The sequence below is a fragment of the Luteolibacter flavescens genome (assembly GCF_025950085.1).
In the GTDB taxonomy this organism is placed as follows: Bacteria; Verrucomicrobiota; Verrucomicrobiia; order Verrucomicrobiales; family Akkermansiaceae; genus Haloferula; species Haloferula flavescens.
This window is the reverse complement of sequence record NZ_JAPDDS010000002.1, coordinates 141,946-158,332: the sequence shown is the minus strand read 5'-3', so window position 1 is coordinate 158,332 and position 16,387 is coordinate 141,946. Positions and strand designations below refer to the sequence as shown.

Sequence of the window (16,387 nt, the reverse complement as noted above, 5' to 3'; positions counted from 1 at the left end):
GTTAATCCCATGTCTGAAGAATCTCCCAAGCCCGACCAGCTCGAAGGTGGCGCGTATGAAGTCATCCGCGCCCGGCTGGACAAGCACGCCGCGACGCTGCGGAGCGGACTCGATGCATTGAATGCCGAGCGCCTCGAGGTGTTCGGCGGCATCGAGACGGCGCTGCTCGCCACCGAGCGCGTGTCCACCGAGCACAATTGCGTGGCCCGCGACCTCGTCGCGATCGGCAAGCGGCGCTTCCTTTTCGGTTACAATATCCAGTTCGGCCTGAAGCAGACGACGGACATCAAGGACGTCTTCGCCGCGTATGAGTTCGATACCGAGTCGCGTGCCTTCACCGCCTTGCCGGTTGAGGACGTGCTGGCCGGACCGCGCTTCGCCGAGGACTTCGCGTACCTTTTCAAGTACTACCGCGAGGCCGTCTTCCAGAAGTTCATGATCATCGGCCCGCACCTGTATCTCGTGATGCGGGCGGGCAAGACGGTCGATGACATCAAGGCCTTCAAGTGGCGGCTGGAGGGCGATGGGACGCTCGAGTACATCGGGAATCGCTTCGACCACGAGTGCGTCTTCCCCGCGCAGCAGGAGTTCCAGTGGCAGCGTGCCCACCGCGGCATGCACCGCGCTGGCACCCACCCGCACATCTCCATCGAGGACCGCGTTTTCGTCGAGACCGTCGGCGGCGACCTCACCGTGAAGATCGAGGACAATACCGCTTCGGGCCAGGGCATCTATTCCGAGCCGGTGACGGAGAGCGACCAGACGCTCGATGACGCGGAGATCTTCTACGCCACCGTCGGCTCGCTCATCCTGCTGAAGATTCTGCCCTACCGCGAGAGCATGCACCGCCACCTCGTCTTCAACGAGAAGACGAAGACGGTGCACCGCATTGATGCCATCGGCGACTCCTGCGTGCTGCTGCCGGATGACCATGGCCTCATCTTCGCGAATGGCTACCTGCTGCAGAGCGGGGAGGTGAAGACTTTCGACCACGGCCTCATGGACATGCGCTTCGAGCGCAAGGTCGCCAGCTCGAATGGTGAGGACGTCCTCTACTCCTTCTACAACCGCGCGGCGGGCGATTACGTCCTGCTTTCCTACAACCGCATCCAGCAATCGGTGGCGACGCCCATCGTCTGCTCGGGCTACTCGCTCTTCGGCAGCGGCCAGCTCGTGCTCTTCCGCGGGGATGGCCAGCCGCAGAAGCACCACGCGCTGCAAATATGGCAGACGCCGTACTTGGACGACGAGACCAGCACGGCCGCCGCGACGAACAAGGACTCCTTCCTCTACAAGATCGGCAATCCCGAGCTGGTCCGTGGCATGGCCGAGGCGCGCGAGCTACTGACGCTGCTGGCCAAGGACGACTCCTTCGCCGGCCTCTACCTCGATGTGGTGAAGCGCTCGGGCGACCTGCTCGATGCCTACTTCTGGCTCGACCGCGCCGAGTGCCAGTCGCTCGCCGCACCGGTCCGCGAGATCAAGAAGGCGGGCGAGACTGCCATCGGTGAATTCGAGAAAGTCCAGAAGCTCCGCTCCGTCGCCACCGAGCGCACCACCGCCGTCCGCACCGCGGTGGAAAAGCTCGTGCGCGAGACGAAGACCTCGCCGCCGGATGCGCTGAATGGCTTCGTCCATCAGCTCGCGGGACTGCGGAAGCTGCGCGGCGAGATCATCTCGCTGCGCGACGTCCGCTACACCGATGCGGCGGTCATCGCGGGCTTCGAGAAGGAAGTGGTCGAGACCACCGACGCCGTGTCCGCGCGCACCGTCGATTTCCTGTTAGGCGAGGATTCGCTGAAGTCCTACGCCGCATCCATCGACACGCAGGAGGCCGCGCTGGCGAAGATCGCGAAGGTCACGGAAGCCGACGAGGTCGCCACCGCCCTCGACCAGGCCGCGACCGAGCTGGAAATGCTCATCGAGATCGTGGGCGGCCTGAAGATCGCCGACGCGACGCAGACCACCGCCATCATCGAGCGCATCTCGGCCCTCTATGCACGGCTGAATGGCACACGCGGTTCGCTGCGGAACAAGCGCCGGGAGCTCGCTCGCGGCGAGGGCGAGGCGCAATTCGCCGCGCAGATGAAGCTTCTCTCGCAGGCGCTCGCGAACTACCTCGACCTCTGCGACACGCCGGAGAAGTGCGACGAATCGCTGACCCGCCTGATGGTGCAGGTGGAGGAGCTGGAAGGGAAGTTCGCGGAGTTCGACGAATACATCGAGCAGATCGCCACGCGCCGCGAGGAGATCTACGATGCCTTCGAGGGTCGCCGCACGCAGCTCGTGGAGGCACGGGGCAAGCGTGCCGGTGCCTTCTTCAAGTCCGCCGAGCGCATCCTCGCGGGCATCCGGAATCGCGTCGCGTCCTTTGGCGAGGTGGAGGAGATCCATTCGTACTTCGCGACCGATCCGATGATCGAGAAGGTCCGCGACCTCATCGCCCAGCTCCAGCAGCTCGGCGACACGGTGAAGGCGGACGATCTCCAGACGCGCCTCAAGACGCTGCGCGAAGACGGCGTGCGCCAGCTCAAGGACAAGAAGGACCTCTACGTCGATGGCGAGAATGTCATCCGCTTCGGCAAGAATTCCTTCAATGTGAACACGCAGCCGCTGGAGATGACCATCGTGCCTCACGACGACGCGATGGCCTTCCATCTCACCGGCACGAAGTTCTTCGAGCCCATCACCGATGCGGAGTTCCTCGCCACGCGCGATGCGTGGGATCTGGAGGTGCCGAGCGAGAGCCCGCGTGTCGCGCGCGTGGAGTACCTCGTCTGGCAATTCCTCCGCCATGGCAGCACCACGGACAATCTCCTCGCGGCCGTGCAGGCCTTCATGCAGCCGCGCTATGCCGAGGGCTACACGAAGGGCATCCACGACGAGGATGCGGCGAAGATTTTGGAGAAGCTCCTGCCCATCCATGCGGAGGCCGGGCTGCTGCGCTTCGGCCCGCGGGATCGCGCGGCAGCCGTGCTCTTCTGGGAATCGTGGGAGGATCCTGCGAAGACGCGTCTCGCGGGACAATTCGCCTCCTACGGGAAGCGTCGTAGTTTGTTCGCCGGTGGCGACGAGACGGAGTCGTGGAAGTCCCGTCTCGCGGATGCCTTCGCGAAATGGAGCGCCGATCACGGGCTCTTCGCGGATGTCATCGCCGCGAAGGTGGCGGACTATCTCTCTGAGGAACTCGCGGGCGGCGGGGCCTTTCTGGTGTCCGCCGCGGCTTCCGAGCTGAGCCGCCAGTTCCACCACGTCCTGGTGGCCAAGCGCGCGGAGAGTGTCTTCAAGGAACTGCTGGGCGACCAGGAGACGCCCGCATTTGTCCGCTACGAGATCGCCCGCGACTGGCTGGCGGGCTTCGTCGCGAACCATCCGGAGTCGCTGGCGGACACTCCCGCCGAGCTGCTGCCCGCGGTGATCGACGAAGCCGCGGTGCAGTTCGCGCGCGGTGGCTACGAGCAGCGCGCGGTGAAGTCCGTGCCGCTGTCTTTCCGTGCGGAGGGCCTGCGCTCCAGCCACCCGCGGATCGCGGATGGCGCGCTGGAGATCCACTACAGCGAATTCCTTGATCGCCTGGAGCGCCACGAGCGTACCGATGCGGCTGCCTTCCGCGCGCTCGCCGAGCGGAAGTCCCAGCTCACCGGGGCGAAGCGCCAGCAGATGCGGCTCGATGAATTCAAGCCAAAGGTGATGAGCGCCTTCGTCCGGAACCGCCTCATCGACGAGGTCTATCTGCCACTCATCGGCGACAATCTCGCGAAGCAGCTCGGCACCGCGGGTGCGAATACCCGCACCGACCGCATGGGCCTGCTGCTGCTCATCTCGCCGCCCGGCTATGGCAAGACGACCATCATGGAGTACGTGGCGAATCGCCTCGGCCTCACCTTCGTGAAGATCAATGGCCCCGCGCTCGGCCACCGCGTGCTCTCGCTCGACCCCGCCGAGGCGCCGAATGCCTCCGCGCGCATGGAAGTCGAGCGCGCGAACCTGGCGCTGGAAATGGGTGACAACGTGATGCTCTACCTCGACGACATCCAGCACACCGACCCCGAGTTCCTGCAGAAGTTCATCAGCCTTTGCGATGCCCAGCGGAAGATCGAGGGCGTGTGGAAGGGGCAGGCGCGCACCTATGACCTGCGTGGCCGGAAGGTCGCCGTGGTCATGGCGGGCAATCCCTACACCGAGAGCGGCGGCAAGTTCCAGATCCCGGACATGCTCGCGAACCGAGCCGACACCTACAATCTCGGTGACATCCTCGGCGGACACGCCGCAGCCTTCAAGGCGAGCTACATCGAAAACTCGCTCACCTCGAATGCTACGCTGTCGAAGCTCGCCAGCCGCTCGCAAAAGGACGTGCTGATGCTCATCCGCGTGGCGGAGACCGGCAGCCGCGACGGCGCGGACTTCGAGGGGAATTACACGCCCGCCGAGATCGAGGAGATGCTCGCCGTGGTGAAGCACCTGCTTTCCGTGCGCGACACCATCCTGCGGGTGAATCTGCAATACATCGCCAGCGCCGCGCAGGAAGACGCCTACCGTACCGAGCCGCCCTTCAAGCTCCAGGGCTCCTACCGGAACATGAACCGCATCACCGAGAAGGTGCTGCCGCTCATGACGACCGAGGAAGTCCGGCAGATCGTGATCGACCACTACCGCGGCGAGTCGCAGAACCTCACCACCGCCGCCGAGGCAAACCTGCTGAAGTTCTACGAAATGGAGGGTCTGTTAGACGAGGCCCAGACCGCGCGTTGGGACCAGATCAAGAAGGAGTTCAACAAGCGCAAGCTGCTCGGGGCCGGTGGCGAGAGCGATCCCGTCGCCCGTGTCGTCGCGCAGCTCACGCAGTTTAATGACGGCCTTGAGGCGATCAAGGATGGCATCTCCCGCGCGGGCGAGCGCTACGCCGCGCCGCAGTCGCTGGCCGATCAGACCATCGGCCAGCTCCGCACGATCATCGAGGGCCTCCGTGCGGTCCCCGTGCAGGTGGACATCAAAGTCGTGCCCGTGCAGGACGACCGCGGCAGCATCGAAAGCGTGGACTCCTCGGAGAAGCCCCCCCTGGCCTTCGAGCCGGATGTGAAGCAGGGGTAGTTCGCCGCCTTCGACGAGCAGGGCGATCAGACCGGGGGAGGCCGCTCCCCCGGGGAATCAGGGGCGTGAACCAATTAAGGTCTTCCGGCTCCTTTTCCACGATTCGCCCGGCAACTGCCCGGCGGGCGATGGGGGATCGCCGAGACGTCGCACGAGCGCCCCCGCGCCGCACCGTGGCGGACCTCATTCTCCGGACGAAGATCGTGCCGCGGTGACGGCGCAAGATAGACGGCCCGAATAGAGTAGTGTCACGGGACGTGGAAACCTGACACGGATTTTCACATCCATCACATTTCGCGCTTTCCCACATCTCCATGTCGGAACGGACTGGAGACGGGGTGCAAATCCTGCTTTATCCTGACCTCGCGATGGCCGACCCCGTTTCGCTCTCACGACCCGATGACTTCGCCGCGATGCGCGTGGTGGAGGAGGCATTGGCGGAGCGCGCGGGTGCCTTGGCGGAGCGCGAGTTTTCCCTGCGCTGGATGGAGACCCACGCGCCGGTCCGGCATTTCCTGCTGGGATTCCTCAGCGATCGCTCCGTGGTGGATGACTGTCTGCAGGAGGTCGCCCTCATCGCCTGGAAGAAGGGTCCGCGCGATGGATCACCCGAGCAATTCCTCGCCTTCTCGCTGGAGTGTGCGAAGCGCCTCGCAATGGCGGAGGTGAGGAAAAAGTACCGCACGAAGAAGAAGCTGCTCAGCCTGGAGACCCACGCCGCACTCGCCACCCGCGCGATGGAATTCGAGCTGCGGGACGCGCATTCGCCGCGCGACCGCGTGTCTGCCCTGCGATCCTGCATGGCATCGCTGGAGCCGCCCGCGCGCCGCCTGCTGGAGCTGCGCTACGCCTCGCAGGGCGATCCTTCCGTCCTCAAGGGAGAGGCGCGGAAGACCGGCTCATCCATGGACGCGATCTACAAGAAGCTGGAGCGGCTGCGCGCGCTTCTCAAGGTCTGCGTCACCTCCAAGCTCAAGGGCCCCGGGAATGATGCCGAGTAACCAGGAGCCGGACGCGGAACTCCGCCTGCTCGTTTCGCGCTTCATCGACCAGACCATCACGCCGGAGGAAAGCCGGCGGCTGGACGAGCGCTTGCAGGGAGATCCCGCCGCGCTCGACCACTGCGTGGAGTCGATGCGCTTCGATGCCCTGATGCGCGACGCGCTTGACCCGCAGCCGATGGAGCTGGAGGAGATCCGCCGAGTCTCCTTCGACCCGCGCACGGGGAATCCGCTGGTCACGCTCAGCCGCCGCATCCGCATCGGGGACGCGCCGCCGCCGTCGCGTTTCTTTCCCCCGTGGCTGACCGCGCTGCTCGCCCTCCTGCTGCTCGGCGTGGCCGGGGCCTGGTGGATGAATGCGCGGGCGGGAAAGGCGTATGGCATCCGGAATGGCGACTTCGAGAACATGGACCTCAGCCAGAGCGTCTCGCCGGTGAGCCACTCCATCCTTTTCTGGCAGGACCCCTTTTCCACCGATGGCTCGCAGCTCTGCGACCTGAACCGCATGACGAGCGGCCAGTTCTTCGCGAAGTCCGGCAGGAATGTCGTCCTGCTGAGGCCCCAGGCATTCCTGAACCAGCTCCTGCTCGATGGCCGGGGCAAGGAGCTGCCCGCGACACCCGGGCTGCGGGTCAGGGTGAGGGGCTGGTACCTCAGCGATGGCGCGGTGTATCCCACGCTGCGCTGCAGCCTGCGTTTCGTCGCGGGGGGCTATCCGGCGATGGTGCAGTACGAGGCTGCGGGCATCGTGGTCCCGCTGGAGGACGGTGGATGGCATTCCTTCGAGGCGGAGATGGTGCTTCCCGAAAAGCTATGGACCGGCCCCACGGTGCTCGCCGCCGGGCTCGATACGAAGCCGCCCGCGATCGATCTCCAGGGCAAGTCCCTGACCCTCTCGCTGGATAACTATTCGGAGAATGGCGAGCTCTTCCTGGATGACTTGAGCCTGGAAGTCATCGGGCGCTGAAGCGTCGGCGTGGCAGGGGACGGGGTGCGGGAAAATTTTCGCGGGATTTTTCGTCAGGTCCCGGCGGTGGCGTCCACTTCCCCACGGACAGCCCTGTTTGCGGGCCTCTCCGGCGCTGGCCCGTGGCCGCGTCGCAGGCCTGCCCGGCGGTCCTGCACTCCCACCCCTCCCGACAAGAACCGACCCCGAACCCATGAAAAGAACACAAGGATCCCACGCCCTGAATGCCGCCGGGCTGTTATGTGCGGCGCTGTCCATGACGCTCGTGTCCCGCGCGGAAGATATCTACTGGAGCGGTGCCGCCGGCCTGTGGTCGGACAATACTTGGAGTCCGCAGGCTCCCCTCGGCGCGAATGGCGACCACGCCTACATCGAGGAGCAGGTCGTCACCATCCAGGACGGGATCGATGCGACCACCGGTGCCTTGATCGTGCGCGACAGCGGCGGCCTCGTGATGACCGGTGGCTGGCTGGATCTCATGGGCGATGCCTACTACAATGTCTTCCTCGCCATCGGCGACTTCGACAGCGCCCAAGGCTCCTTCACGATGTCGGGTGGCACTCTGAATGCCTACGACGGCCGCATCGCCATCGGCTTCGACCAGAATTCCGTGGGCGTCGCAACCATCTCCGGCGGCACCATTTCGCACACGAATGAATTCTGGGTCGGCCAGGGCGCGGGCAGCGATGGCACGCTCACGCTTTCCGGCGACGCGCAGATCAATGGCACCAGTTGGTTCGCGGTCGGTCGCGAGGGCGGGACCGGCGAGCTGGTCGTGAAGGACAATGCCATCATCAACAAGAGCAACGGCGGCAACTTCAAGATCGCGGGCGACACGGGTTCCCAAGGCACCGCGACCATCGAGGGCTCCGGCAGAGTCACCATCAACGGCGTCACCGAGATCGGCGTGGGCACGAACACGACCGGCGTGCTGACCATCAAGGACTCCGCCCTCGTGGAAAATCCCGGCCTCTGGAGCTTCATGGGCGGCGGGGGAAACACCGCCACGCTCAATCTCGACGGCGGTGCCTTCAAGTCGAACTGGATCGGCAAACAGGGCGGCACCACCACGATCAATTTCAATGGCGGCACCCTCATCGCGCAGGAGAGCGGCACCAGCTACCTCTCCGCATTTGCCGACTCCGACCTGCACGTCCTCGCGGGTGGCTTCAAGTTCGACAGCAATGGCTTCGACGTCGCCATCGTGCAGGGCTTGAGCGGCGTTGGCTCCGTGACGAAGCTGGGCGAGGGCGCGCTGACGCTCTCGGGCGTCGGCTCCTACGCCGGGGATACCATCGTTGAGGAAGGCGTGCTCATCCTCACACAGGTCGGCGTGCTCAATGATGCCTCCACCGTCAGGCTGGAGACCATGGAGTCGCTCGTGCTTGCCCATGGTGGCACGGAGACGGTCGCCGGTCTGGTCGTCGGTGGCGTGGCGCAGGCACCCGGCCCCTACACCTTTGGCTCCGGCACGCTCCAGGTGGGCGGCTCTTCCGGCGATCCCTTCCAGACGTGGGCGGCGGCGAAGGGACTCGACGGCACGCCGGGGAAGGAAAGCGGACTCAACGATGATCCGGATGGCGATGGCCAGGCGAACGTCATCGAATTCGCGCTCAATGGCGACCCGCTCGATCCATCGGACAACGGTCGAATCCACGTGATGACCGCGGACAGCGATGCGCCCGGCGATCCGTCCGCTGCGAGCGAGCTCATCCTCACCATCGCGGTGCTTGCGGACACGCCCGCCTTCACCGGCACCACGTCGGTTTCCGCCACCATCGATGGCACCACCTACACCATCCAGGGCAGCCAGGATCTCACCGGCTTCCTCACCTCGGTGCATCCTGTCACACCGATCACCGGGACCTTGCCCGGGGCCGGCACCGGCTACGAGTACCGCAGCTTCAGCCTCGGCGGCTCGGACGGCCTCACCGGCAAGGGCTTCCTGCGGGTGGTGGTGGAGCGCTGAGCGCAGGATTTCCAGGTGCGAAGGGCAGGTGGGGGAGCGGGCCGGTCAGCCCTCCTCCACCTGCTCCCGCAATCCGCGGAGAATTCACGGACTTGTCTGCGCCGGAGTGCTTCGTAGTGTGGCGGCATGAAGCTCATCACCCGCTTGCTCGCCGTGTCGTCGCCGCTGCTCCTGCTCATCGGATGCGCGGGGCGGACGGAGTTCACGCCGGAAGGCGGTCCGGTGACGGTGGGAATGCCCGCCCAACTCTCGGAGCGCGAGCGCACCCATGTGATGGAGCTGGACAATGCGCTGCGCAGCGAGGGCTACCAGCCGGTGCGCCACGGCGCGGGCGAGCTGAAGCTCGACTTCCGCATCGCCGAGGGGCCGATCAATACCGACACCACCATCCGCCTGAGCGAGGGCCGCACGGTGTTGGCCGAGGGCTATGGCCGCGGGTCCGGCATGCCGATGATCGGCCGGGACAAGATTGCGGACCGCTCATTCCAGAAAGCCTTCGGCGACTTCCACTCCGCCTTGCCCGGTGCCGCCGCCGCCCGGACCCACGGAACGGAAATCCGCGGATCCGGGGACGAGATGGAATACGTTTACTGAGTCGCGCCGCACCGGTCGGCGCGGCGGTGAGGCACGGAGCCATCACGGCTCCGTGCCTTTACGTTCATTCAGGGCGTCGCCGGGATCGCGATGCGCACGCGGGCGAATTTCCGCGTTGCACCGTTCGCCGGGATGACCACGGTGATGTCATCGGGATCGTCCCCGTTTTCGACGACGGTCACGGCCGGGTCGGCGCTGGCCTCGTTTGGAATGAGGATGGATGCCCATGGCTCCACGAAGTCCGTGGTGGTCTCCACTGTCACCGGATACGCCTTTGCCGCATCCACCCGCTGGAAGCGGATCACGAGGTTGCCGGAGGCATCCACGCTGCTGGCAATGGCCGACGTGCCCGATGGGCTGGCCGGTGAGGTGCCCGTCAGGAACTCGATGCCATTCGGCATGCCGTCGTGATCGGGATCCGCATCGGGCGAGCGGTCGGCTCCGGCCAGCGACGGATGGGCGGAGAGCCACGCATCGTAGCCAGCCTGCACCGGGGTCACGGTGGCTTCACCGGAGATGGCGGTTTCAAAGCCACCCGTCATCGCCGCCACCACGTAGTGGTAGGTCGTGCCATTGCTCAGGCCGGTGTCGATGTACTCCGTGCCCGTGATGCTCCCCACGGTGGTGTAGGGGCCGCCGCTCACCGTCGAACGCTTCACGCTGTAGGACTCGGCGGTAGCCACGGAGGACCACGCGAGCATCGCCCGGGAGTCGCCGGGGATGGCCGTGAGGCCCATGTTCACCGCTGCCGGTGCCGTTGGCGTGCCATGCACCGCGAGCTGCGCGTAGCCCACCCAGCCGTTCTCCGAGCCCGGCGTGGTGAAGTCGAACTTCACCGCCGCCACGTTGGTCGCCAGCGCGCCGGTCGCCGGGGTCAAGGTCGAGCGCGTGGCCGACTGGACTCCCGAGGGATTGGCGGGGTTGTGATTGACCGACCGCAGCGTGACGAAGGTGCCCGGCGAGGACACCAGCGAGTACGAGACGGTGTAGGCCTGTTGGTCGCGACCGGCATCCGCCCAGCCGCCGTGGACCACGATCTTCGTCAGCGTGTGGCCGTTGGCGCTCGCGGGCAGCGTGTAGGTCACCGAGGAGCCGGCCCCGTTGCCGTTGCCGGCGCTGAGGTAGTTGAAGCTGTTCTCGGTGCCGATGGTCGGGCTGATGGCGAGGCTGCGGACCATGGTGAGGTCCGCGGCGGTCTTGCCGTTCGGGTTCAGGCTGAAGTTGCCCGCCGCGCTGGTGGGCACCGTGCCATTGATGATGCTGCCATCCGCGGCCAGCTTCCAGCTCGGGGTGAAGGTGGTGTTCCCCCCGAGTCCGGTCTGTGCGGCGATGGACGCGACCACGTTGCCCACCGCTGCCGGTGCGGCGGTGACCGTGAGGGCCGCCGAGTTGCTGGTGATGGTGCCGTGCGAATTCGTCGCCTTCAGCCGGTAGCTGGCGGTGTCGCTGGTTTGCAGGTTCGTGAGCGTCAGCGTGGCTCCGGTCGCTCCGGAGATGTCTGTCGGCACTCCGCTCACCACCTTCTGCCACTGGTAGGCCAGCGGGGCCGCTCCGGTGATGGAGGCGGAGAAGGTCACCTGGCCGCCGACCACATCCGCCGCCGTGGCGGGCGTGGTCTGCATCGTGATGGCGGGTGCCAGCGGCGCGCCATACACCGCGATCTCCGTGTAGCCGCACCAGCCGTTTTCCGGCGAGGGCGTGGTGAAGTCGAACTTCACGAATGCCACGCCGGTGGCCAGCGGGGACGCGCCTGATGGGACCAGTGTGGTCCGCGTCGCGCACTGGACCGCTGCCGGGTTCTCCGGATTGTAGTTCACGCTGGCGAGCGGCAGGAAGGTCGTCGGATTCGCCGCGGTGGCATACGTCACCGTGTAGGCCTGCTGGTCGCGACCGGCATCCGGCCAACTGCCGTGGACCACGATCTTCGAGAGATCATAGCCGCCGGCGGCTGCACCCAGGTTGTAGGTCACCGATTGGCCCGCGCTGCCACCGGCCGAGACCTGCGTGGGGGTGGCCCCGCCGGACAGGTAGGTCGAGCGGCCCGTGCTGCCATCGGTCAGGACGTTGGTGCTGTTGGTGAAGTTCCCGCTGCCCGTGGTCGAGGGTGCCTTGGTCGCGATCAGGCTGCCGGGCTGCACGTCCCACGTCGCGGAGAAGATCCGGGCGGCATTGCCCAGACCGGTCTGCGCCGCATGGTGGGTGACCACGCCGCCGACCGCTGCCGGAGGAGTGGTGACGGTCAGCTTGCTCACGCCGCTGACGGATACGCCCGCCGCGGTGGTCGCCCGCAGCCGGTAGGCCCCGGCATCGGTGAGCTGGAGATTGCCCAGCGTCAGGCTCGCCGACGTCGCCCCTGAGATGTCCGTCACCTGGCCGTCCACGATCTTTTGCCACTGGTAGGTGGTCGGCACGCTGGTGACGAAGCCTGCCACGAAGGTGACATCGCTGCCCGTCACGTCGGTCGCGGTGGCAGGCGAGGAAGTCACCGCCAGCGCCGGGCCGGGATTCGTCCCCAGCGGCGGCGAGAAGGTGATGTTGTCGATGAAGACGGTATTGTCCCCGCCATTCGTGTTCGTCCCCTCGAAGGTCAGCCGGTGATAGCCCGCCGTCGCGGTGAAGGTCGCCGTGCGCGAGCCATAGCTGGAGCTGCCGCCCGAGTATGACTGGATCACCGCGCCATCGATCTTCAGGTCCCACGTCTGCACGTTGCCCGGTCGCTGGGCCGCCGAGTAGGAGATGGTGTAGCTGGTGCCCGGCGTGAAGCCGGTGATGAGCTGCGAGGCCGTGCCCTTGAACTGCACGAAGCCCGCCTGCGACCCTTCCGGTGCCGCCGCGTTGCCGAAGGCGCTGCCATTCGAAGCGATGCCCGAATTGGTGAACTCCCACGAGGCGCCGGACGGCGTGTACTGGTGCTGCGATCCGCCCAGCGCGGGAGTCTCGAAGCCCAGGTTCTGGTTCGGCCGCGAGACCGCAAAGGCCCGTGGTGCGGAGTCCGCCGTGCTCCCGTTGTTGTAGAGCACGCGGGCATATACCGTGTGCGCTCCTGCCACCGGCTCCGTCCACGCGCAGTTGTAGGGCGAGCTGGAGTCCTGGCCGATCAGCGTCTTGCCGACGAAGAACTGCACCGCATTGATGGTGTTCCCGTTCGCGGTGACGGATGCCGTGAAGCTCACCGGGGCATTCGCCGCGAAGGACGACTGGTTCGCCGGGCTGGTCATCGCGACCACCGGGGCTACCGGCTGCAAGGCATCGCTCGGTGTGAGCGTCACGTTGTCGATGAAGACGGTGCGGTCACCTCCCAGGAGATTCGTGCCTGCAAAGGTCAGCGTCTGGGTGGCGGCGGATGCGGTGAAGTTCACCGTGTAGACCATGAAGGCATTGCTGCCCACGCCGTTCGACTGGATCACCGTGCTGCCGATCTTCACGTCCCACGTCTGCCCGCCGAAGCTGCCCGGCCTCTGCGCGGCGTGGTAGCTCAGCGTGTAGGTCTTGCCCGTGGTGAATCCGGAGAGTGTCTGGGACAGGGTCCCCAGGCTCTGGATGAAGGCGACCTGGCTGCCGTGCGGCGCTGCCGGGCTGGAGAAGCCGCTGCCATTCGCCGCGATGCCGGAGCCATTCCCCGGCGAGCCGCCAAAGGTCCATGAGCCGCCCGCGGGCGTGTAGGTGTAGGCTCCGGAGCCGCTGCCGACGCTCGGGGTCTCGAAGCTGAAGTTCGGGATCGCGGGCGAGGCGATCAGAATGCGCACGTTCTCGAGGAAGACGGTATTGTCCCCGCCGTTCGTGTTCGTTCCCACGAAGGAGACCGTGTGATTCCCCGCCGTGGCGGTGAAGGTGACGGAGCGGACCGTGTAGCTGGAGCCACCGCCGGAGCCGGACTGGATCACCGTATTGTCCAGCCGCACGTCCCAGGTCTGCTGGTTGCCGGAGCGTTGCGCCGACAAGTAGGAGAGCGTGTAGGTGGTGCCGGGTGTGAAGCCGGAGAAGGTCTGCGTGATCGAGCCGGTGCCCTGGATGAAGGCCACCTGCGTCCCTTCCGGAGCGACCGGATTGCCGAAGGCGCTGCCATTCGAGAGGATGCCGCTGCCATTGCCCGCGAGGCCGCCGAATGTCCATCCACCGGTGTTGCCTTCCGGACGGTAGCGATGGGTGTTCGCGCTCAGCACGGGAGTCTCGAAGCCACCGGAAGCGGACATCGCGAGAGCGCGTGCTTCAGGGGAGCGGTTGCTCTCGCCATTCGCATTCACTGCCGTGACCACGTAGTAGTAGGTCACGCCGTGGCTGAGTCCGCCGTCGGAGTAGGTCGTCGCGGTGGTGGTAGCCACCGTCGTGTAGGGTCCGCCGGGAGTGGTGGAGCGCTTGAGGCTATAGCCCGTGGCACCGAGGCTGCCGGACCATGCGAGGCGCACGCGCAGGCTGCTGTCCAGCACCGCGGAGAGCGATCCCGGTGCAGGGGCGTAGCGTTGCTGCACGGCCACGACCACGCGCCGGGCCGTCTCGTTGTAGGCGGAGTTGTTGACGTTCGTGATGTTCACGAAGAGCTCGAACTGCGCGGCGTAGAGCGCCGGATTCGAAGCCAGCGCGTGGTAGTCCAGCAGCGCGTTGTTCGCCACGGTCACCACGCCGGTATTGCTGATGCTGAAGGTGCCGCCCGTGTTGCCCCCGGTGATCGTGTAGACCAGCGGGCTGCTGTTCGGGTTCGTGGCGGCTACCGTGCCGACCACGGTGCTGTTCGCGGCGCGCTCCAGCACGCTCAGGCGCGAGGGCTGGCGTGCGCCTGCGACGGTGCCGGAGATGGCGTAGTAGCCGAGGCTGCCGTAGCTGGTGAAGCCGTTCGTCAGCGGGTCGCCCTTGCCGGTGCCGGTGACGCGGAAGGTGTAGGTGCCCGCGGTCAGGGTGGTCGCGATTGTGGACGAAACGGAGGTCGCCGAATTGTGGGTGGCGATGATCGTTCCCGAGGCATCCGCGAGGGTCGCCATGGTGGCGAGGTTTCCCCAGTCGCCGGGTGCCACGGGGTCCACCCGCAGGTTCACCGCGCCGCCGCTGGTGGTGAATTGGAAGGCATCCGTGTCCGCCGTGCGCTCGATCACGCCTTCGGCCGAGACCGTGTTGTCGGGGTTCACCTCCAGATAGCGCGAGGTCGCCAGCGTGTCGCCGGTGTCGTCCGTCCGATAGGTGACGTTGTTGTTCGCCGTGGTGATGGTCAGGAGCTGGTCCTGCGGCTGGTTGGCATTGGCAAACTCGCCTTTCGCCCAGGTGGTGACGGGCTGGTAGTAGCCGACGCCCATGATGGGTGCCCAGCCGGTCTCGCCGCTGCCGTGGCCGCCGTAGTATTCGCCGCCGCCCGTCTGACCCTGGTGGTGCAGGCCGAGCGTGTGGCCGATTTCATGCGAGCCGACTTCCGCGGCCGACTTGCCCACGTTGTAGACCGACCAGCAGACCGTGTCGTTGCCCCAGTTCCAGGAGCCATAGTAGGCCACGCCTGCCGGGGTGACGGGGGTGGTGGTGTAGCAGCAGCGCTGGCGGCTGGCGGGCGGTGCCGCGAGGTAGACGTTGATGTCCGTCGTCACGTTGATGTTGAAGGGCATGTAGTCCTCCGCGACGCGCTTCCAGATGTCCTTGATGACGTCGTTGCTGACGTTCGGCCGTGCATAGGCCACGCCGCCCCAGCCATTCGTGTAGCCACCGGCGAAATCCAGCAGCAGCACCGCGGGCGAGCCCGGGTAGCTCTGCAGCGAGATGATCTCGTCATTGTGCTCCGGCACGTGGTTCGGTGCCAGGTCCGGACGCAGCGGGGCGATCTCGTGGGGCTTGCCGCAGGAGCAGCCCGAGTGCTCGGCCAGCCACTCCGGATCGGCCTCTTCCATGCGCATGCAGACCACTTCGTCCAGACGGCGCTTCCACAGCTCCGGCTCGCCGCCGGTGCCGGTGGGCTCCACGCGGTAGGCGGTCTTGCTTCCGGGGAATTCCACCACGGCGACGGCCTTGCCGGCCATCCCGCCCTCGGGCGGATTGATGAGGAAGAAGGTCCCTTTCTCAGGTGCCGTGAGCACGCCGGAGACGTAGGAGACGATGCCGTCCTCGGCCTGGAGGATCTTCACGACGCCCTCGGCCATGGCCCCGTCGGTCAGCTCGAAGCGGACCGGCGAGTCTTGCCTCACGTCGCGGAAGGTCTGGATGTATCCGGCATCCCACGCTCGCTTCGAGGTGCCCGGGAGGGTCAGCCCCACGGCATAGGGATTGAGGGTGACATCCATCTCGCGGGATGGCGGCCCTGCCACGACGTCCCCGGGGGTAGGAGCGGTGGTGGCGGTGGCTGGGGATGCGGGGGACGGTGCAGCCGACGCAGCCACCTCATGGGCAGCCGCGGGCGCGGGGGTGGCTGGCGGCGCTTTCCGGTCCGCCGCGGGTCGTGCGGGCTCCGGAGCGCTGCCGGTGGCCTGCGATGGAGCAGGGGCTTGCTGCTTCCATAGGACTGTGCCGATGCAAACCGCAAGGATAAGGGCCGGCCATAGCAACCGGCGCAAAGTTACAAACAGCGATGACATAGGTTTTATTGGATTTTGGTGAAATGTCTCCGGGCCCCCCGGCCCTCGGACACCACTTGTCCGATTCTTCCCCCATGCTCACACGGGCGTGAGCTATCCGCTGTTAGAAACGGCTTTCTGATAGGCCGTGTCTTGTCGGATCGGCGTCGGAATCGGGCTTCTGATCGCTCGTCTAACAAATGGCCCTTTGGAACACCTGATAGAACAAGTCATATCCTCG

Annotated in this window: 6 protein-coding genes; 5 read left to right on the top strand and 1 reads right to left on the bottom strand. The window is 66.2% G+C overall.

Annotated features, from left to right (window positions below):
- Window positions 1-9: 9 nt before the first annotated feature.
- From OKA04_RS04095 to OKA04_RS04075, 5 genes are all read left to right on the top strand, one after another.
- Window positions 10-5,091: a DNA repair ATPase gene (locus tag OKA04_RS04095; protein ID WP_264499856.1), complete on the top strand. Its 5,082-nt coding sequence runs from the start codon at window positions 10-12 to the stop codon at window positions 5,089-5,091.
- A 314-nt stretch (window positions 5,092-5,405) separates the two neighbouring features.
- The gene (locus tag OKA04_RS04090) at window positions 5,406-6,092 is read left to right on the top strand and encodes a sigma factor (RefSeq protein WP_264499855.1); all 687 of its coding nucleotides are present in this window, start codon (window positions 5,406-5,408) and stop codon (window positions 6,090-6,092) included.
- A complete protein-coding gene (locus OKA04_RS04085) occupies window positions 6,079-7,059 on the top strand; it encodes a hypothetical protein (RefSeq protein WP_264499854.1) in 981 nt (326 codons plus the stop codon). The genes OKA04_RS04090 and OKA04_RS04085 overlap by 14 nt, the downstream gene beginning before the upstream one ends.
- Window positions 7,060-7,252: 193 nt before the next feature.
- Window positions 7,253-9,028, top strand: coding sequence for an autotransporter-associated beta strand repeat-containing protein (locus OKA04_RS04080; RefSeq protein WP_264499853.1), 1,776 nt, complete (start codon window positions 7,253-7,255; stop codon window positions 9,026-9,028).
- A 126-nt stretch (window positions 9,029-9,154) separates the two neighbouring features.
- Window positions 9,155-9,622, top strand: a complete 468-nt coding sequence (locus tag OKA04_RS04075; RefSeq protein WP_264499852.1) for a hypothetical protein — start codon at window positions 9,155-9,157, stop codon at window positions 9,620-9,622.
- Between the two features lie 68 nt (window positions 9,623-9,690).
- On the opposite strand, the gene OKA04_RS04070 is transcribed toward OKA04_RS04075, so the two are convergent.
- Window positions 9,691-15,876: an Ig-like domain-containing protein gene (locus OKA04_RS04070; protein ID WP_264499851.1), complete on the bottom strand. Its 6,186-nt coding sequence runs from the start codon at window positions 15,874-15,876 to the stop codon at window positions 9,691-9,693.
- Window positions 15,877-16,387: the final 511 nt, after the last annotated feature.